The organism is Sphingopyxis selenitireducens, assembly GCF_051550705.1.
Taxonomy (GTDB): Bacteria; Pseudomonadota; Alphaproteobacteria; order Sphingomonadales; family Sphingomonadaceae; genus Sphingopyxis.
Genome location: NZ_JBPULG010000005.1, coordinates 359,559 through 375,103, shown reverse-complemented (window position 1 = coordinate 375,103; position 15,545 = coordinate 359,559). Strand labels below are relative to the sequence as shown.

The 15,545-nt window shown below is 64.2% G+C and carries 21 protein-coding genes; 9 read left to right on the top strand and 12 right to left on the bottom strand.

The window, feature by feature from the left end:
• Positions 1 to 39 precede the first annotated feature (39 nt).
• The 7 genes from ACSYDV_RS17910 to ACSYDV_RS17880 form a co-directional block, all read right to left on the bottom strand.
• Positions 40 to 906, bottom strand: coding sequence for an alpha/beta fold hydrolase (locus tag ACSYDV_RS17910; RefSeq protein WP_438325182.1), 867 nt, complete (start codon positions 904 to 906; stop codon positions 40 to 42).
• 23 nt (positions 907 to 929) lie between these two features.
• Positions 930 to 1,334: a PRC-barrel domain-containing protein gene (locus tag ACSYDV_RS17905; RefSeq protein ID WP_438325181.1), complete on the bottom strand. Its 405-nt coding sequence runs from the start codon at positions 1,332 to 1,334 to the stop codon at positions 930 to 932.
• A 413-nt stretch (positions 1,335 to 1,747) separates the two neighbouring features.
• Positions 1,748 to 2,230: a GFA family protein gene (locus ACSYDV_RS17900; RefSeq protein WP_438325180.1), complete on the bottom strand. Its 483-nt coding sequence runs from the start codon at positions 2,228 to 2,230 to the stop codon at positions 1,748 to 1,750.
• Positions 2,231 to 2,353: 123 nt separating this feature from the next.
• Positions 2,354 to 2,785: a pyridoxamine 5'-phosphate oxidase family protein gene (locus tag ACSYDV_RS17895; RefSeq protein WP_438325179.1), complete on the bottom strand. Its 432-nt coding sequence runs from the start codon at positions 2,783 to 2,785 to the stop codon at positions 2,354 to 2,356.
• A gap of 94 nt (positions 2,786 to 2,879) precedes the next feature.
• On the bottom strand, positions 2,880 to 3,419 hold the full coding sequence (locus ACSYDV_RS17890; RefSeq protein ID WP_438325178.1) for a DUF1543 domain-containing protein: 540 nt from the start codon (positions 3,417 to 3,419) through the stop codon (positions 2,880 to 2,882).
• Positions 3,416 to 5,068, bottom strand: a complete 1,653-nt coding sequence (locus tag ACSYDV_RS17885) for an FAD/NAD(P)-binding protein (protein ID WP_438325177.1) — start codon at positions 5,066 to 5,068, stop codon at positions 3,416 to 3,418. Before ACSYDV_RS17885 ends, ACSYDV_RS17890 begins: the two co-directional genes overlap by 4 nt.
• A gap of 148 nt (positions 5,069 to 5,216) precedes the next feature.
• Entirely contained in the window at positions 5,217 to 5,393 is a 177-nt protein-coding gene (locus ACSYDV_RS17880; protein WP_167346272.1) for a hypothetical protein, read from the bottom strand.
• 286 nt (positions 5,394 to 5,679) lie between these two features.
• Between ACSYDV_RS17880 and ACSYDV_RS17875 the strand changes: the two genes are divergently transcribed.
• The 5 genes from ACSYDV_RS17875 (at position 5,680) to ACSYDV_RS17855 (ending at position 7,976) form a co-directional block, all read left to right on the top strand.
• Positions 5,680 to 5,862 carry a DUF3606 domain-containing protein gene (locus ACSYDV_RS17875; RefSeq protein WP_438325176.1) on the top strand — a complete coding sequence of 61 codons (183 nt, stop codon included), beginning with the start codon at positions 5,680 to 5,682 and terminating at the stop codon, positions 5,860 to 5,862.
• The gene (locus ACSYDV_RS17870; RefSeq protein ID WP_438325175.1) at positions 5,859 to 6,437 is read left to right on the top strand and encodes a hypothetical protein; all 579 of its coding nucleotides are present in this window, start codon (positions 5,859 to 5,861) and stop codon (positions 6,435 to 6,437) included. The genes ACSYDV_RS17875 and ACSYDV_RS17870 overlap by 4 nt, the downstream gene beginning before the upstream one ends.
• Positions 6,437 to 6,919 carry a DUF421 domain-containing protein gene (locus tag ACSYDV_RS17865; protein ID WP_438325174.1) on the top strand — a complete coding sequence of 161 codons (483 nt, stop codon included), beginning with the start codon at positions 6,437 to 6,439 and terminating at the stop codon, positions 6,917 to 6,919. Before ACSYDV_RS17870 ends, ACSYDV_RS17865 begins: the two co-directional genes overlap by 1 nt.
• A gap of 69 nt (positions 6,920 to 6,988) precedes the next feature.
• A complete protein-coding gene (locus tag ACSYDV_RS17860; protein ID WP_438325173.1) occupies positions 6,989 to 7,489 on the top strand; it encodes a hemerythrin domain-containing protein in 501 nt (166 codons plus the stop codon).
• Between the two features lies 1 nt (position 7,490).
• The gene (locus ACSYDV_RS17855) at positions 7,491 to 7,976 is read left to right on the top strand and encodes a CinA family protein (protein ID WP_438325172.1); all 486 of its coding nucleotides are present in this window, start codon (positions 7,491 to 7,493) and stop codon (positions 7,974 to 7,976) included.
• 64 nt (positions 7,977 to 8,040) lie between these two features.
• Here the strand turns inward: ACSYDV_RS17855 and ACSYDV_RS17850 are convergent, their stop codons facing one another.
• On the bottom strand, positions 8,041 to 8,247 hold the full coding sequence (locus ACSYDV_RS17850) for a hypervirulence associated TUDOR domain-containing protein (protein ID WP_438325171.1): 207 nt from the start codon (positions 8,245 to 8,247) through the stop codon (positions 8,041 to 8,043).
• A gap of 130 nt (positions 8,248 to 8,377) precedes the next feature.
• Between ACSYDV_RS17850 and ACSYDV_RS17845 the strand changes: the two genes are divergently transcribed.
• A complete protein-coding gene (locus ACSYDV_RS17845) occupies positions 8,378 to 8,635 on the top strand; it encodes a hypothetical protein (RefSeq protein ID WP_438325170.1) in 258 nt (85 codons plus the stop codon).
• A gap of 26 nt (positions 8,636 to 8,661) precedes the next feature.
• On the opposite strand, the gene ACSYDV_RS17840 is transcribed toward ACSYDV_RS17845, so the two are convergent.
• Positions 8,662 to 9,009, bottom strand: coding sequence for a response regulator (locus ACSYDV_RS17840; protein ID WP_438325169.1), 348 nt, complete (start codon positions 9,007 to 9,009; stop codon positions 8,662 to 8,664).
• Positions 9,010 to 9,247: 238 nt separating this feature from the next.
• Between ACSYDV_RS17840 and ACSYDV_RS17835 the strand changes: the two genes are divergently transcribed.
• From ACSYDV_RS17835 to ACSYDV_RS17825, 3 genes are read left to right on the top strand one after another with little or no spacing between them, the layout of a single operon-like run.
• Positions 9,248 to 10,750 (top strand): sensor histidine kinase, encoded by a 1,503-nt coding sequence (locus ACSYDV_RS17835; RefSeq protein ID WP_438325168.1) that lies wholly within the window; start codon positions 9,248 to 9,250, stop codon positions 10,748 to 10,750.
• Complete coding sequence (locus ACSYDV_RS17830) at positions 10,743 to 11,189, top strand: response regulator (protein ID WP_327450552.1); 447 nt, start codon at positions 10,743 to 10,745, stop codon at positions 11,187 to 11,189. Before ACSYDV_RS17835 ends, ACSYDV_RS17830 begins: the two co-directional genes overlap by 8 nt.
• Positions 11,186 to 12,259 carry a sensor histidine kinase gene (locus ACSYDV_RS17825; protein ID WP_438325167.1) on the top strand — a complete coding sequence of 358 codons (1,074 nt, stop codon included), beginning with the start codon at positions 11,186 to 11,188 and terminating at the stop codon, positions 12,257 to 12,259. The genes ACSYDV_RS17830 and ACSYDV_RS17825 overlap by 4 nt, the downstream gene beginning before the upstream one ends.
• Here ACSYDV_RS17825 and ACSYDV_RS17820 read toward each other — a convergent pair.
• The 3 genes from ACSYDV_RS17820 to ACSYDV_RS17810 all read right to left on the bottom strand — a co-directional run bounded on the left by ACSYDV_RS17820 (position 12,256) and on the right by ACSYDV_RS17810 (position 15,499).
• Complete coding sequence (locus ACSYDV_RS17820) at positions 12,256 to 13,233, bottom strand: cation diffusion facilitator family transporter (RefSeq protein WP_438325166.1); 978 nt, start codon at positions 13,231 to 13,233, stop codon at positions 12,256 to 12,258. The two genes, ACSYDV_RS17825 and ACSYDV_RS17820, sit on opposite strands and share 4 nt — an antisense overlap.
• Before the next feature lie 191 nt (positions 13,234 to 13,424).
• Positions 13,425 to 14,312 (bottom strand): hypothetical protein, encoded by an 888-nt coding sequence (locus ACSYDV_RS17815; RefSeq protein ID WP_438325165.1) that lies wholly within the window; start codon positions 14,310 to 14,312, stop codon positions 13,425 to 13,427.
• Between the two features lie 137 nt (positions 14,313 to 14,449).
• Positions 14,450 to 15,499: a flavodoxin family protein gene (locus ACSYDV_RS17810; RefSeq protein WP_438325164.1), complete on the bottom strand. Its 1,050-nt coding sequence runs from the start codon at positions 15,497 to 15,499 to the stop codon at positions 14,450 to 14,452.
• Between the last annotated feature and the right edge of the window lie 46 nt (positions 15,500 to 15,545).

The following is a 15,545-nucleotide window of genomic DNA, read 5'->3' as shown; positions in this document are numbered from 1 at the left end:
GGAAAGCCCGCCACTCCCGTGTGTTCGCGGCTTTTGGTTTCAGCGTAGCGTCCGGTCGAGAAAGTCCCGCATCAACGCAGCCACCTCGTCGAGATTGGTCTCGAGCAGCCAGTGCCCGCCGTCGAGCAGGTGGAGGTCGGCGCCCGGCAGGTCGCGCAAATAGGCGCGCGCCGATTTCTCGGGCATGTAGAAGTCCTGCGGCCCCCAGACGATGAGCGTCGGCGGACTTTGCTCGCGCAAATATCGACGATGCTCGCCGAACCAAGAGCGGTTGGCCTTGAGGCCCGCGATGAGGTCGATGGCGATCTCGCGGCGTCTCGGGGTGATCAGCGACCAGTGAAGCTTCCAGAGGTCCGGCGGAATGCGCGGGACGAGGTCTGTCCGCACGTCGTTCATAAACTCCTCGCGAAAGACCTCCTCGCTGATGGCCTTGCCGATTTCGGCACGCATCTCGGGCTCGGGAAGCGACCAGCTCTTCTCGATCTCGGCATATTTGTCGCCGAGCGCATCCTCATAGGGGATGTCGTCATTCTGGATGATCTGCGCGAGGATGCGCTTTGGCTTCATGATAGCGAGGCGCGCGCCGATCGGCGAGCCGAAGTCGTGAAGATAGAGGGCGAAGCGCTCGACACCGAGCGCACGCACGAAACTGTCGAGCAGTTTCGCATAGCCGTCGAAGCTATAGTCGAAGCGCTCGGGCGTATCGCTGTACCCCATGCCCGGATAATCGGGGGCGAGCAATCGCCACCGGTCGCCAAGCTGCGGCAGGAGATTGCGGAATTCGAAGGACGAGCAGGGATAGCCATGCGGCAGTAACAGCACCGGGGCGCCGGGCGGACCCGCCTCCCGGTAGAAGATGCCGACGCCGCCGACATCGACACGGCGATGGAAGACGGCCGCGGTCATTGTTTCGCTTTGCGCGCCATCGCTCAAGGCGCCGCGAGCTTGACTTCGGGGAGCGCGTCGAACTCGGCCTTTGCCATGCTGGTCTGAAGATCGGTGTCGTCCCCGCGAACGACGACCTTCAGGCCCTGCACGGGCACATGCACATAGCGGTCCGGGCCGACACCATCGAGTTCGACAAGCAAGCGGTCGACCTTGTCGTCGGCACCGCGGAGCACCTGCGACACGTCTCCGAGTTCCTTGCCGTCCGCACCGAGGATATCGGCATCGAGCAGCTGCGCTTCGCTGAGCCCTAGCGCTGCGGGGAGCGGCCCGGCGACCGTGGCGCTGGTCACCGCTGCGCGCTCCATCTTGTCTTCTGCGGCCTCCTGCTTGCTGTCGCATGCTGCGAGAATAAGGGCCGAGCAGGCGCCGAGGATAAAGATGCGCATTGGATGTCCTTTCAAGGGCAGGGCAAGCTCCGGCTCGAAGCGGCGAAGCTCGCAATCATCACGAACCGGGCAGGAAACGCTCGGTCGGTCAGTCGGTTGCGCCAACGGGGCGTGCGGCGTTCGCGCTGACCGGAATATCCGCTGCGTGCACGGCGCCGGCGCCGAGCCCTGCGCATGACCGGTCGGCAAGAAGAAGGTCCCAAGAGAAACATAGATCAATGTTGCCGCGAAAATGCTGGCCTATGTGGCACGTCTGATTCTCGTCCAGGCCGGGAGCTGGGGGGCTCCCGCTGGTCGGGATTTGAGAGCGACGAAGGGCTTCGCCGATCGGCGGAGCCCTTTTGTTTTTCGTAGCTACGATTGTCGGGGTGGGCGCGACGTCGCAATTCCCTCCGCCGGTTCTTGACTGGCCCTCAGCCGGCCTCCGTGACACCTTCGTCGAGCCCGCGCGTCTTCGGCCGGAGTGCCTTGTAGCGCGGAAGGAAAGCCACCATCGGCATCCAGCTCGGCGCTTCGGCGGTGTAAAGATGGAAAGCCGGCGCAACCTCTTCCGGATCGTCGAGCGTCCCTGCGGCAATGTCGATTTCGTCGGCCTGATGACGCACATGGATGGTCAGCGGCGAGCCGCATTCGCGGCAGAAGCTGCGCGTTCCAAAGCTGGTCGAGGCAAAGCGGCCGATATGCTCTTCGCCCGCAAGGATGCGGTACCGGTCCAGATGCACGGTCGTGAAGACCATGCCGCCCGAACCCGAGACATGCTGGCAGACCCGGCAGTGACACCAGCCGGTGTCATAGGGCCTTTCCTCAAGGCGGTACCGGACCGCGCCGCAAGCGCAGCCACCGTCGAGCGCGGTGTTGTCGGCATCTGCACGATCGCTGTCGGATGGGTTCGGCATTGATCTTGCCTTTCTCGCGGCGCGGTTCACGGAAAACGATATTGACCGAGAACGCGTGCGGGAGCGCCGCGCTTCCCCGTCCCACGACCGGCAACCGTCTCGGGATATCATTCGCCGGCTCGGTCAGAGCTGGAGTTCACCCTCATCCTCTCCATCCCAATAATGGGCGCGGGTGCCCGAGACCTTGATGAGGACGAGGCCCGGAGTATCGACGCCGTCCGGCCACCAGCGTTCGAGCCCTTTCGTCCAATGTTCGGCGAACGCGGCCTTGTCGCGGATGAGCGCGGCGTGGCCCTCGATGGCGAGAAAGAAGGGCCGCATGCCGAGCAGGCCCGACTTGCCCTGATAGCTCAGATTGACATTCGGGTTGGCGGCGATGTCGGAGACCATGAGTGCCGTCTCGTCGGTGAAAAACCAGGCATCGCCATCATAGTCCACCTCGCGATTGTTGCTCATCGGCCGCGAGCCGATCGCGCCGCCCGCAGTGTGCGTCGCGAGCATCGCGAAATCGATGTCCTTCATCTTCTCGGAGAGCTTTTTGGTGGTCATGGTCATGGGAAGAGCCTTTTCTCTGGGAACGTCTGTCTCTGCATCAATGCGCCGCCAAGGCGGGAGTTGCGGCGGGCACGGGTGGTGTCGTCACTCCGCGTCAGGGTCCGGACGCGGCGGTACGGCTTCGCCGGCGCGCCGCGCGGATCGGGCGATATTCACAGGTCACGACGGGCTCGCGCCGCGGAGCGGGCGCGAGATGAATGTGGAGCCGCGCTTCGGCGGCGACCGTATCGAGCGCAAAGGCCTGCTCGGCCTCGTACATCTCGTCGCGGTGCGGCTGCAGCCATTGCCGCACCGAGGCGAGGGCTCGCGACTTGGCCCGTGCGAGCGTGTCGGCGACAATGAAAATATTGCGGTGCCGCTCTAGGAATTCGCCAGGAACATAGCCGCCGAGATTGACATAATAGAGCCGCTCGGAGCCCTCGAACGGCTCGGGTTTCAGGGTGATGTCATAGCCATCGGCATGATCGATCTCGGCCCAGCAGTCGATATGGAGGCTGCCGGGTGTGCCCCACCATTGCCGGCGAAGCGCATCATAAGTGTCGGCGATGGTCGGCGCGGCGACGAAGCGCATGTCGTGCAGCTCGATATTTGCGCCGGCCATCTCGCCGCCGATATAGATGGCGAACAGCTTCATGCTGCCGCCTCCTCGGCCTGCGCCTTGGCGATGACCGCGGCCAGCTGCTCGCCCACAACGAGCCCCATCTCGTGCGAACTTGTGATCCCCTGGATGAAGGGGTGACGGCCGAGAAGGAAGGGCAGGCTGAGGCAGAAAAGACGATCTTCCGCGGCGTCGTCCGCAAGCGGATGAAACTCCTCGTCGATCGCGATACCGCGCATGTCCCTCTTACCGGCTTCAAGCGCCGCGTCGCGCACGATCCCCTGCCGCCGCAGCGAGGGAAAAGGAAAGGCCGCGGCGCCCAAGGGGCGCTGGCCCATCGCTTCGATGAATATCGGAAAATGCCGGCGCTCGCCGCCGAGAACCAGCGTCGCACCCGCCTCGTCGCCGCTTGTGTCGATGCGGTAGTCGTCGCCGATCGCTGCGACATCGAGCTTGCCGGCCCGATGGAGTGCGATCAGCCGCCGGATCGATTTGTGCGGAACGGTGGCATAATCGTCGACAAAGATCGGCTTGAAGTGGCGAACGAAGCGGCGATAGTCGCTGGCATCGAGATGGGGCACCAAGAGCGCGAGAACCTCGTGCATGCGCAGGATCGCGTAGCGCCAGGCGACAGTGTGTTTTTCTGCATAGTCGCGTTTCGCCTCGGCGAGATTGGCCTCGGCCCATTCGAACGGGTCGCTCGCCGCGCGCCTTGCGAAATAGGCCTCGCAAAAGCCCTCGAGATCGAGATTCTCGAGGCCGATGTCTGCGGCATAATCGGGATCGGCGGCAGCAAGCTCGGCCTTGAACAGCGCGAAGCCGGCGTCGAGCAGCTGGTCTTCATCGCTTGCCACGAGGTTCGCGATGGCCTCTTCGGTGCATAGGGTGAGCGGCTCATAGGGAAGCGGCGCGTAGAAATCGGCCTCGGGGAGGAGACCCTTCCTTGACATCATCGTCATGTGGAATGCGTCGGTGGCGGGTGCGGGACGATAGTGTGTTTCGCCATCCTCGGCCTCGTCGAACGACCCGTGGATCGTCGCCAGCGCGACGCACGCATCGATGGCGGTGAGCGAGCTGCCGGGAATGCCGACGGCGCAGTGGGGCACCGCGGTGAGCGCCGAGGCGGGCCAAGGGCTCAAGAAATAACCGGGGCGAACCTCGGGTTCGGCGGGCCAATGGTGGCCGGTGGCGAGGACGAATTGGTCGAACGGCTCCTCGGTGCGTTCGCCCGACCGGGAGCGAAGCTTGAGGACCATCGCGCCGGGGGTGCTGACGGCATCCTCGACGCGGCAGCGCGTCCGCAGTTCGACATTGACGCCGCGTGCGCGTGCCATCTCCAGGATCATGTCGAACTGATCGCGGAAATATTCGCCAAGCGCGACGCGCGGATAAAAGGTGCGTTCGCCGATCGCGCCGGGATCGACGCCGAGATCGGCGAGCCGCTCCGGCCTCTGGCGCCGCAGCCAGTCGCAGAGCGTCTCGGCGAGCGGCGGTATTTCGATGCTCGCGATATTCGCCAGCATGGCCGGGTCGTTCCAGCCCGGGCGATAAGGCGTGCCGCAGCCCGCGCTTGCCTGTGCCTCGTAAATGGCGAGTCGAAACGGAGGGGGATTTTGCGCGAGCAGCGCGTGCAGCGTGTAGAGTGTAGTCGGGCCGGCTCCGACGAAGGCAATGCGGGGCATCATGCCGCATCAATGCGCCACGGGCGCGTAAGTTCGGCCGACTTGCTCTGGGTCAATGCGAATTTGTCTTCAGCCAGGTGGCTTGCCACCGGGGCAAAAAGATGGGTCCGCGTGCGCGGACCCGAGGGGGCCATCAATCTGGCTGGGAGGATTAGTTTTCGGTGCCGGGAGTACCCGTCTTCGGCGGCTTGCCGTCTTCGATACGGCCTTCGTTGCGAAGATCGCGGCCTTCCTGAGCCTTGCGCTTCGCTTCCGGGCTGTCGCCATTTTCGAAGGCTTCTTCCTTCACATAACCGGCGGCTTCCTTGATCTGTCCCTTGACGCTCATGATAGTCTCCATTGGCTGTGGGTTCTGGTTCGACAAACCCTTCGGCGCGCGCGAAAGTTGCCTTCGGTGGCCCGGATTTATCTTCGTTTGTCTGCGCAACTTTCGCCGCAAGATTGCGTTTCGCGGCGCGCGCGGATGAGTTGAAGCGGAGGAGTAGAAGAGGGCGCCACTCAGCAACTATCTTGCGCCAGTTGTGAGGATATCCGACGAGCAGAGACCGGCGCTCTGCTTCCGCAACTTTCCCATGCCATGTGCGTTCGCCCGTCATCATCGACGGGAGACGGGCATGATCCATCAACAGTTCGAAAGCGGCCGGATCGATCGCAGCGAACCCGACGCGATGCGCGCATGGGCACGGCTTCTCGGCGTCAGCCAGTCCGAAATATTGATCGCAGTCGCCGCGGTCGGCGATCGTGCCGACGCAGTTCGCACTTATCTTGCCCGGCCGTGGCCGGAGCCGCTCGCTTGACGGGTGGGAGGCATCAGGCGGCGGAGAAAACGGCCGACAGTAGCGGGGCAGGGGCCGCCAGCGTTCGGCCCGACGGGATCAGCAAGAAAATGCTCTCGGGGCAGCGCTGGCATCGCCACGCGAGCCCTATCTCCTTCATCATCCTCGCGGCGATCATTGCCATCGCGCTGTCGGGCCTCGTCGGCGGGCAGCCGAGTCCGCTACGCATTGAAGATTTCGGGGCGGCGCGGCTTGAGGTGAAGACACCTTCGGTCATTCGCAATGGCGAGTTTTTCGAAACCCGCATTCGCATTGAGGCCACCAGCGATATTTCCGACACCGTGCTGGCGGTCTCGCCCTCGCTCTGGACCGACATGACAATCAACACGATGATCCCCGCTGCCTCCGAGGAAAGCTTCGAGGACGGCGCCTATCGCTTCTCCTACGGCCACCTTCGTGCCGGCGAGACACTCGTCGTCAAGATCGACGGCCAGATCAACCCGCCGCTCTTCGCTGGAACGGAGGGCGACATTGCGCTGTTCGATGGCGACCGGCGGCTCGGCGGCATGCCGCTTCACATCAAGGTTCTTCCCTGATGGATATCGTCCTCCGCGCGAGCGCGATGTTCTTCCTGCTTTATGCGCTGCTCCGTCTCATGGGGAAGCGCGAACTCGGGCAGATGACGCCCTTCGAGCTTGTTCTGCTCGTCGTGATGGGCGACCTCATCCAGCAGGGCGTCACGCACAATGATTTCAGCCTGACCGGTGCGCTGCTTGCCATCGTCACCTTTGCCTTCTGGGCGCTCACGCTGAGCTGGGCGACCTATCTCTTTCCAAGGCTCAAGAACATGCTTGAAGGTCACCCGCGCGTCGTGGTGAAACAGGGCGAAATCATTCGCGACAATCTCCACCGCGACCGGCTCACCGCCGACGAAATAGAGTCCGAGATGCGTCTTGCGGGCATCGCTCACCTCTCGGACGTCGAATGGGCGATCCTCGAGCCGCAAGGCAAGATCAGCTTCATCAAACGGTCGGGCGGCGAGGCGCGCCAGCGTGATGCCGACGATGGCGCGGTGTGATCGAATGGGCGGCAACTTTCGGGCTCGCCGCGCGCTGAACATGGGCGGGGCACGACGACGGAGACTGCCATGAAACCGACCGATATCGACACCGACGCTACTCATATCCTCGCCGCCGACCACCGTGCGGTCGAAGCCCTGTTCGAGGAATTCGAGAAAGCGAGCGGGACCGATCGCAAGGCGAAGATCGCCGACCGTATCTGCACCGAACTCAAGATTCACGCGCAGATCGAGGAAGAGGTCTTCTATCCGGCGCTCAAGGGCAAGATCGACGACGATCTGCTGAAGGAAGCCTATGTCGAACATGACGGGGCGAAAATCCTGATCAACGAGATCGTCGCATCGGGACCCGACGACGAATATTTCGAGGCCAAGGTCACGGTGCTGTCCGAAGAGATCAAGCATCATGTGAAGGAAGAGGAAAAGCAGCACGACAATATGTTCCAGCAGGCGCGCGCCGCCGACGTCGATCTCGACGCGATCGGCGAGAGAATGCTTGCCCGGAAGGAAGAGCTGAAGCACCAGGCCGAGACTGCGGGACTGCCGCCCGCCGAACTCGCCACGATGTAGGGTGAGCGCGGCGACGTTGATCGAACGGCGCAGCCGCAAGCTTGCCCGGCATGTTGCAGGGAAGCCCCTGCGCTTCGTGACCGCCGAAAGCTGCACCGGCGGTCAGCTCGCCGCCGTCCTTGCAGCCGATGCTGCGCTCGGTCCCCATCTCGAGCGGGGCTTTGTCGCTTACTCGATCGACGCCAAATGCGAGATGCTCGGCGTTCCCCGGGAGGACGCCGAGCGGGCCGCGGCGGTAAATCCCGAGGTCGCAGCGGCCATGGCGACCGGTGCCCTTCGAAAGAGCCGCGCCGACCTGGCAATCGCGATAACGGGGTTTTGCGGTCCGCGCGAAGGTCGCGAGGAGGTGGGCCTCGTCTACATCGGCGTGGCGGACGTCGACGCCGTGCGGGTGCAGGATTTTCATTTCGGCGATATAGGCCGCCGCCATGTACTCGATCAGGCCGTCGCAGCTGCTCTCCAGATCATGATCGACGCAGCATCATGAGTAGCAACCAGGAGAGTCTGACACTCCGGGAGGGCCGACACGGTTCGCTCCGGCGTTGTCGCTTCTACTTGCGCTGCAACGCGGCTGCCTTGTGCGCGGCGCGCTTGCCCTCGGCGGTTTCGACCAGAAACTCGGGATTTGAAGGCGATGCCGCGACATGATGACCCTTGATGTCCATCGGCTCGGTGATCTTCCGCACGACTTTTCCCTCCGCGCGACCGCCGTGGCTTCTCCAGCTTACATGTTCGCCCTTTTTGGGTTCCTCTTTCATGGTCTCGCTCCTTCAGGGAAAGAGCCCGCAGGCGCACCGAAGGTTCCCGTCGCGCGCCTGTCGGCCCGCCCGCTCGCATCTTCTTTTTCCTCTAGCGACACGCGCCGGCGGCTGGCGCCGGGAGCAGATCATGGCTGACGATCATGCGCGGGGTCAGCGCGACGGTCTGCGGCTTGCTCTCGCTGTGCTTGCCGCCGAGGAAGCCAAATGGGCCGCATTGCTTGGCGAGAGCCGTTCCTGGCGGACGAACCGGGAGCGTGAAGTGCGGCACAAGGCGCTGCAGGTGGCGCAAAAGCGGATACAGACCTTGCTCAACCGCCTATCGCCGAAGCGGGCGGGCGCGATCGACCCCGAGGTCGTCGCCGCCCTGGAGAAGGCGGGCCTCTGATCAGCGCCGCTGCGCGAGCGTTCCTGTCATGCGAGGCCGGTGAGCGCAGCTTCGAGGCTGTCGAGGGTAAAGGGCTTTGCGAGGATCGGCCGATCGTTCCAGCAGGGTCCGGGCTGCCCGACGAAACCACCTGTCGCAACGAGAAACGGGATCGAGCGCGCGGCGAGAGCTTCCGCAACGGCATCGCACGGCAAGCCCGATTCGAGATAGACGTCGACGATTGCCGCTTCGAAAGTCTTCCCTTCGATTTGGCCGAGTGCCGAAGCGATATCTCCGGCGTCGCCAACGACTTCATGCCCCAGCGCGTCGAGCGCGTCCTCGAGCATCATGGCTACGAGCGGATCATCCTCGACGATCAAAATCCGTTTGCGCATGTCATCCCCAACGTCGTCGATCAGCAAGCGACCTAACAGGCGACAGCTGATTTATCCGGCACACCATGTCCGTAATCCCCTATTTCGGCGATACTCACTCGAAATCATATTGATCCATGTTAACTCGTAAGCGGACGGAGCGGGATATCGGCTCCCGGGTCCGGACAGGCTGCTTGCCACGCCGGGCGCTGCAGGGCATGCACTGCGCGATCGATCGACCGGGCCGAGGGGCAGTTATATGGAATCGGCCAGGATCTCGTCGCTCGGCCGCGACACGCGGGCGAGCCGCCTGATCATCATTTTGCTGACGATCGGATTTGCCGCGCTTCTCGCTGCGGCATCGACCGCCTTCTACGTGCAGCGACAGAACGAAACCGACGCCCGGATGGTCGCACATACGCTTGCGGTCGAGGCCAATCTCGGCGCGTTTGCGAGCGCGACCGAGCGGATGGAAACCGCCCGCCGCGGCCTGATCCTCACGCAGAACCCGGCCTTTGCGACAATCATGGACGAGGCCGAGAGCCGGTCGCGAGCTCAGCTTGCGGGTCTCGAGGCGCTGGTCAGCGACAATCCGCGGCAAGGGACACGAACGGCGAAACTGCGTGCGCATCTCGACAATTATGCGCGCCACTATCGCGCGACGCTTGGCCTGCGCGGCGCGGATCGCGAGAGGCTGCTTGCCGATTTTGCGAATGACCGCGGCGTGCTCGAGGTGCGTGCGTCGCGTGCGATCGTCGAGTCGATGCTCGGCGACGAGCTTGCGCTCCTCAAGGATCGTGAAGCGCGGCAACAGCGGACGCAGTCGCTGTTCACGCTGACGCTGATCGGGACCGGTATCCTTCTCCTGATCGTGGCGGCCGCCACCCTGCTGCTCGTTCGCAACAATCTTGACGAACTCCGCGCCTCGCGCGCGGAACTGCGCCGTCTCAACGAAGGGCTCGAGGAGCTGGTCGATGCCCGCACCGGCGAACTCAAGCGAGCCAATGCCGAAATCCAGCGCTTCGCCTATATCGTGTCGCACGATCTGCGCTCGCCCCTCGTCAACGTGATGGGCTTCACCGCCGAACTCGAGACAGCGCGCAAGTCGATCTCGGGCTATCTCGAGCAGGGGGACGCGCAGGGCTGGGAGGCGCCCGACGCCGCGACGCGGCTCGCGATCGAGGAGGATCTGCCGGAATCGATCGGCTTCATTCGCACCTCAACGCAGAAGATGGACCGGCTCATCAACGCGATCCTCAATCTTTCGCGCCAGGGCCGCCGCACGCTCGCACCCGAGACGCTTGCGCTCGGCGATGTCGTGGGCGGGATCGTTGGCAGCCTGCAGCACCGCATCGACGAAACGGGTACGACGGTCGAGGTGTCGGATCTGCCGACGGTGATCAACGACCGCGTCGCGGTCGAGCAGATCCTCTCGAACCTTATCGAGAATGCCCTCAAATATCTGCAGCCGGGGCGGGCGGGGATCATCCGCGTGACCGGCGGCACCGATCTGGGGCGCGCGTGGGTATCGGTCGCCGACAATGGCCGCGGCATCGAGCCGCGTGATCATGAACGTGTGTTCGACCTGTTCCGTCGGTCCGGCGTGCAGGACCAGCAAGGCGAGGGGATCGGCCTTGCCCATGCGCGTGCGCTTGCCTATCGCCTCGGCGGCAATATCGAAATCCAGTCCGAACTCGGTGCGGGTTCCACCTTTCGGTTGATCCTGCCCCTCGTGTGGCAAAGCGGAGAAGAAGATGCCTGACCAATTGCCCGTCAATATCGTGATGATCGAGGATGACGAGGGCCACGCGCGCCTGATCGAGAAGAATATCCGGCGCGCCGGTATCTCGAACAAAATCCATCATTTCCTCGACGGCACCTCGGCGCTCGACTTTCTCTACGACGCGGCGGATGGCCCGGTGCGCAACGGCCCGGCGCTCGTGCTGCTCGACCTCAACCTGCCCGACATGAGCGGCACCGACATCCTGGCAAAGCTCAAGGCCGACAGTAGCCCGCTGCGCCGGACGCCCGTCGTCGTGCTCACCACCACCGACGACAAGGTGGAGATCCAGCGCTGCTATGACCTCGGCTGCAACGTCTACATCACCAAACCGGTGAATTACGAGAATTTCGCCGACGCTATCCGCCAGCTCGGCCTCTTCCTCTCGGTGATCCAGGTCCCCGATCCCGATCCGGTTTGAGAACGGCCCTGGCCCACATTCTCTATATCGACGACGACGATGGCATGCGGCGGCTTGCGTCGCGCGCGCTTGGCCGGAAGGGCTATGACGTCAGTCTCGCGGCGAGCGGCGGCGAGGGCGTCGACATGGCGAAAGTCACTGCCTTCGATCTCATTGCCGTCGATCATTATATGCCCGGGCAGGACGGGCTTGCGACGCTCGAGGCGCTGCGCGCGCTGCGCGATTGCCCGCCCGTCGTCTATGTGACCGGGTCCGAGGAGAGTCGCATTGCCGTCGCGGCGCTGAAATCGGGCGCCGACGATTATGTGGTGAAATCGGTCGGAGAGGATTTCTTCGATCTTCTCGCCTCGAGTTTCGAGCAGGTGCTCGAGCGCGCGCAGCTTCGACGCGCGCGGGCGGAGGCGGAGACCGAGCTTCGCGCGACCAATGCGCGGCTGGAAACGCTGCTGAAGGAAGTGAACCACCGGGTCGCGAACAATCTCCAGATGGTGATGTCGTTCGTCGCCCTCCAGTCGAAGACGCTCGCCGATCCCGCTGCCCGCGAGGCGTTGCAGAAGACGCAGCAGCGGATCGCTACGGTCGCGCAGGTCAACCGCCGCCTCTATACGACCGATGACGTCGAATATGTCGCAATGGACGATTATCTGGGCGGCCTCGCCAAAGATCTTTCGGCAACCTGGTCGACGGGTGCGGCCGTGCGGCGCGTGATCGCTAGCGTCGAGCCCATGCGACTTGCCACCGACAAGGCCGTGGCACTCGGCATGATCGCCAACGAGTGGGTCAGCAACGCGTGCAAATATGCCTATGGCGACCGCCACGATGGCGAAATCCGGATATCACTGCGCCGAGCGGACGAGAAATCGCTGGAACTCGCGGTCGTCGACGATGGAGCAGGGATGCCGTCCGACGGCACGGCGCGCGGAACCGGTCTCGGCACGCGTCTCATCGAAGCGCTGGCGCGGACCCACAAGGCGGATGTATCCTACAGCGCCGTAGATGCCATGCGCGATATGCCGGGTACCAGCGCGGTCATCCGGATCCAGATGCGATCGAGTGAGCTTCGTGCTTAGCTTTTGCTGGTCGGCGGCGGAACGGGCGTCTCGTGCGGGCGGGGCTGGACGAGCGCATCGGACTGCTTCTCGGGGCGGATATAGATCGAGCTGATATCGTTCGAGGCCGCCTTGAGCTCGGCCTCGATCGCCTCGATTACTGTCTCGGCGTCGCCCATGGCGAGATGATCCTCGAAATCGGCGCTCACCGCGACAAAGATCGAATTGGGTGCGGTGTGGATGGTGCGCACATGATTGACAGCGGTAATCTCGGGACGCTGTTCGACGATGGTCCAGATGCGGGCGATCAGTTCGGGGTCGGCCGCCTCGCCGATCAACAATTCTTTCGCCTCGCGCGCGAGCAGGATCGCGACCGCCGCGAGGATCGCGCCGATGGCCATCGAGGCGATCCCGTCGATCCGAGGGTCGCCGGTGGCATGGCTCAGCCAGATGCCTCCCGCCGCAATCGCAAGACCGGCAAGCGCGGCGCTATCCTCGAACAGGACGATGAAGCCCGCCGGGTCTTTCGACCGCCGCACGGCCTTCCACCAACCGAGGCCACGCCGTCCGGCATTGAATTCGCGCACCGCGATTGTCCACGATGCACCTTCAAGCAGAAAAGCGACGGCGAGCACGACATAGTTGATCGTGGGGTCGCGCAGCGGCTCGGGGTCGCGGTAATGGATCCATCCCTCATAGATCGAGATGCCGGCCCCGACGGCGAAGATGAGGATCGCGACGACGAAGGCCCAGAAATAGAGTTCGCGGCCGTAGCCGAAGGGATGGCGATTGTCGGGAGGCCGCTTCGCCTTGGCTTGACCGTAGAGCAGCAGCACCTGATTGCCGCTGTCGACAAGCGAATGAACGCCTTCCGAGAGCATCGACGAGGAGCCACTGATCGCCGCTGCTACAAATTTGGCGACGGCGATGCCGAGGTTGGCGAACAGTGCGCCATAAAGCACGATGTTCGCCTTGATATGATGCGCGGGCGACATTGGCGCTGCGGTCTCGGCTTGGCCTACCATTGCGTTGTTGGCCGCCCACCGGTGCTGGGCTCGGTACCTTCGATGCGTCTCGACGGGCGTGCGATGCGAAGCGTCATGCGACAGCTACGCCTGGGGGGGGCGCACGTTCCCACGCCGCGTCAGCATCGGCCCTCAACCCTAGCGCGCGGCGCGGGGCGCGACTAACGCCGTACGCGGGCGCGCGTTTCGAGATCGGCGATGCGCCGCTCGATATAGGCGCGGTCGTCGCTGCTGGGCGATGTTCTGCCGTAAGCCGCCTCCAGCCGCGTGAGATCGCCGAGCTCGACGCGGACCTGCGCCTGCGCCGTCGCTCCGATGCCGCTGCTTGCGAGCGCGCGTTCGATGTTCGCAAGACGCGTGCGGTTATCGAGGACCGGATTGCCGCCGTAGGCCGTATCTCCGACGCGCGCGTCGAGCGCATCGAGGCGCGCATCGAGATCGTCGCGCTCGCGGCTGCTGACGCCGTCACGGGCATAGCTCGCCTCGGTCTGGATCAGCGCGGCATAGTCGCGCTTGAGCGTACTGGCTTGCGTGCGGCTGAGGCGGCGGGCCGACACCGCCGCGTCCACGCGGCGTTCGAACTCGGCGCGTCCGTCGGCGACGCTGCGGCTATTTTGTGAGTCCTCGTTGCCATACCCGCCTTCCGACAGCGCCTGCGTTAGCGCGCCGTAACGGTCGCCGAGTTCGGTGCGTTCCTGGGTGGTGAAGCGGCCGTCGGCACCGAAACGCGCCTCGAGCGCGACCAGCTCGCCATATTCGCTCTTCATGCGCGTACCGTTGTTGGTGGTCAGCGCGCCCGAGCGCACATCGGCATCGATGCGGCTGTTGAACTGACTCTGCTGGGTCGCGAGCGGCTTGCGCCCCGCAGCCCATTGCCGATCGATCGAAGTCGAAGCGCCGAGGCGGTCGCCGAACAGCGCGCCGATGATCGCGCCGACGCGATTCTCCTGCGCATCCTGCGATTGCTCGCTGCTCGTTTGTGCCGTGGCGGGAAGAGAAACCGCAAGCATCGCGCCGGCAGCGAGGAGGGAGATTTTCTTGTACGACATGGAAATGAACTCCTTGTTTCTTATGCGAGAGAAACACCTTCGCGGGCTGCGGGTTGCAGTGCCGTGCCGGGAGGGGCCGGAAGGGAAGCGATGGGTGCGGTGGTGCGAGGGCGGCGGCGGGGCGCCGGGGAGGCTCTTTACTTGTCGCGCGGTTGCTTCAGGCTTGCGCCGGCGGCGACCTGCGTGCCGGCGCGCTTGGCGCGCACCGCCTCGAGCAGCGTCAGCGCGGCATTTCTGACCTCGCCCTGCATCGCCTTGTCCTTGTCGAAGGCCTCATGGCTCGTGGCATAAGGTTCGAAATAGCCGATATAGCGAACGAGCTCGGCGCGGGGTCCGGCGGGCACCATATGGATGGAGGTCATCCAGTCGGACAGCGACCGCCGGACATTCTCGGCGCCCTCGACGTCGCCGTGGACGACGACGGCGAACAGCCGGCCTTCGAGCTCGCGGTGATAGTCCCAACCGGCGAGCTCGAGCGCCTTGGCTTCCCCGGCTTCCTTGCCATGCGTCGACGAAGGATCGGGGTTCGCACCGTCCATGCACACCATCCGGTCCATCATCAGCTTGATCGGCGAGCTCGCCATGAACCAGTTGACCGGCGAGATCAGGAAGACGCCATGCGCGCGCATCCACATCGGGTAGATCTCGTTCATCCAGTCCTGCGTCTGGCCGAGCGAATGATTGGGATAGCAGCTGCACGGAAAATGGCAGAGCGCCGCGGCGGTCGAATAACAGGCCTTGCAGGGGTGGATGTTGCGGCCATATTCGGAATTGAGGCGGCCGAGGTCGAGCAATTCAACCTCGGTATCCCTCTGGTCGAGCACGCGTTTGGCGATCTGCGCGATGCGCCAGCTCTTCGACATCTCGCCGGGGCAGCTATGCTCCGACCGCGCCGATCCGTTCACGATCAGGATGCGGCAGGGGCCGTCGGCGCGCGCATGCATCTTGCGCGCCTCGTCGACCGCCGAATGCGCCGCGAGCTCGTCGACCGAGAGGTCATAATCTGGATCGGCGAAGCCCTTGCCCGCCTTGCGCGTCTGCGGGCTCTTCCGCTCGTCGCGATAGGCCTCCCAGGCGATCGCCGCGATGCCGTCGAGCTCGCCGCGGACCGCGTCGAAGCCCTGGTCGCGAAATTGCTCGAGATAGCGTTCGAGAAACTCGGCCTTGCGCAGCCTGGGGCTGGGCATGCCTTTGCGAGCTGCCGGGACGGCAAGGGACCTGACCATGCGCTGC

Bases quoted from the DNA above. Each gene is read 5' to 3' on its own strand.
- ACSYDV_RS17865 (WP_438325174.1), top strand. From the start codon at position 6,437: ATGGATATCGTCCTCCGCGCGAGCGCGATGTTCTTCCTGCTTTATGCG.
- ACSYDV_RS17850 (WP_438325171.1), bottom strand. From the start codon at position 8,247: ATGAAAGAGGAACCCAAAAAGGGCGAACATGTAAGCTGGAGAAGCCAC.
- ACSYDV_RS17835 (WP_438325168.1), top strand. From the start codon at position 9,248: ATGGAATCGGCCAGGATCTCGTCGCTCGGCCGCGACACGCGGGCGAGC.
- ACSYDV_RS17820 (WP_438325166.1), bottom strand. From the start codon at position 13,233: ATGTCGCCCGCGCATCATATCAAGGCGAACATCGTGCTTTATGGCGCA.
- ACSYDV_RS17905 (WP_438325181.1), bottom strand. From the start codon at position 1,334: ATGCGCATCTTTATCCTCGGCGCCTGCTCGGCCCTTATTCTCGCAGCA.
- ACSYDV_RS17910 (WP_438325182.1), bottom strand. From the start codon at position 906: ATGACCGCGGCCGTCTTCCATCGCCGTGTCGATGTCGGCGGCGTCGGC.
- ACSYDV_RS17900 (WP_438325180.1), bottom strand. From the start codon at position 2,230: ATGCCGAACCCATCCGACAGCGATCGTGCAGATGCCGACAACACCGCG.
- ACSYDV_RS17840 (WP_438325169.1), bottom strand. From the start codon at position 9,009: ATGCGCAAACGGATTTTGATCGTCGAGGATGATCCGCTCGTAGCCATG.
- ACSYDV_RS17890 (WP_438325178.1), bottom strand. From the start codon at position 3,419: ATGAAGCTGTTCGCCATCTATATCGGCGGCGAGATGGCCGGCGCAAAT.
- ACSYDV_RS17810 (WP_438325164.1), bottom strand. From the start codon at position 15,499: ATGCCCAGCCCCAGGCTGCGCAAGGCCGAGTTTCTCGAACGCTATCTC.
- ACSYDV_RS17895 (WP_438325179.1), bottom strand. From the start codon at position 2,785: ATGACCATGACCACCAAAAAGCTCTCCGAGAAGATGAAGGACATCGAT.
- ACSYDV_RS17875 (WP_438325176.1), top strand. From the start codon at position 5,680: ATGATCCATCAACAGTTCGAAAGCGGCCGGATCGATCGCAGCGAACCC.
- ACSYDV_RS17860 (WP_438325173.1), top strand. From the start codon at position 6,989: ATGAAACCGACCGATATCGACACCGACGCTACTCATATCCTCGCCGCC.
- ACSYDV_RS17815 (WP_438325165.1), bottom strand. From the start codon at position 14,312: ATGTCGTACAAGAAAATCTCCCTCCTCGCTGCCGGCGCGATGCTTGCG.
- ACSYDV_RS17885 (WP_438325177.1), bottom strand. From the start codon at position 5,068: ATGATGCCCCGCATTGCCTTCGTCGGAGCCGGCCCGACTACACTCTAC.
- ACSYDV_RS17880 (WP_167346272.1), bottom strand. From the start codon at position 5,393: ATGAGCGTCAAGGGACAGATCAAGGAAGCCGCCGGTTATGTGAAGGAA.
- ACSYDV_RS17845 (WP_438325170.1), top strand. From the start codon at position 8,378: ATGGCTGACGATCATGCGCGGGGTCAGCGCGACGGTCTGCGGCTTGCT.
- ACSYDV_RS17830 (WP_327450552.1), top strand. From the start codon at position 10,743: ATGCCTGACCAATTGCCCGTCAATATCGTGATGATCGAGGATGACGAG.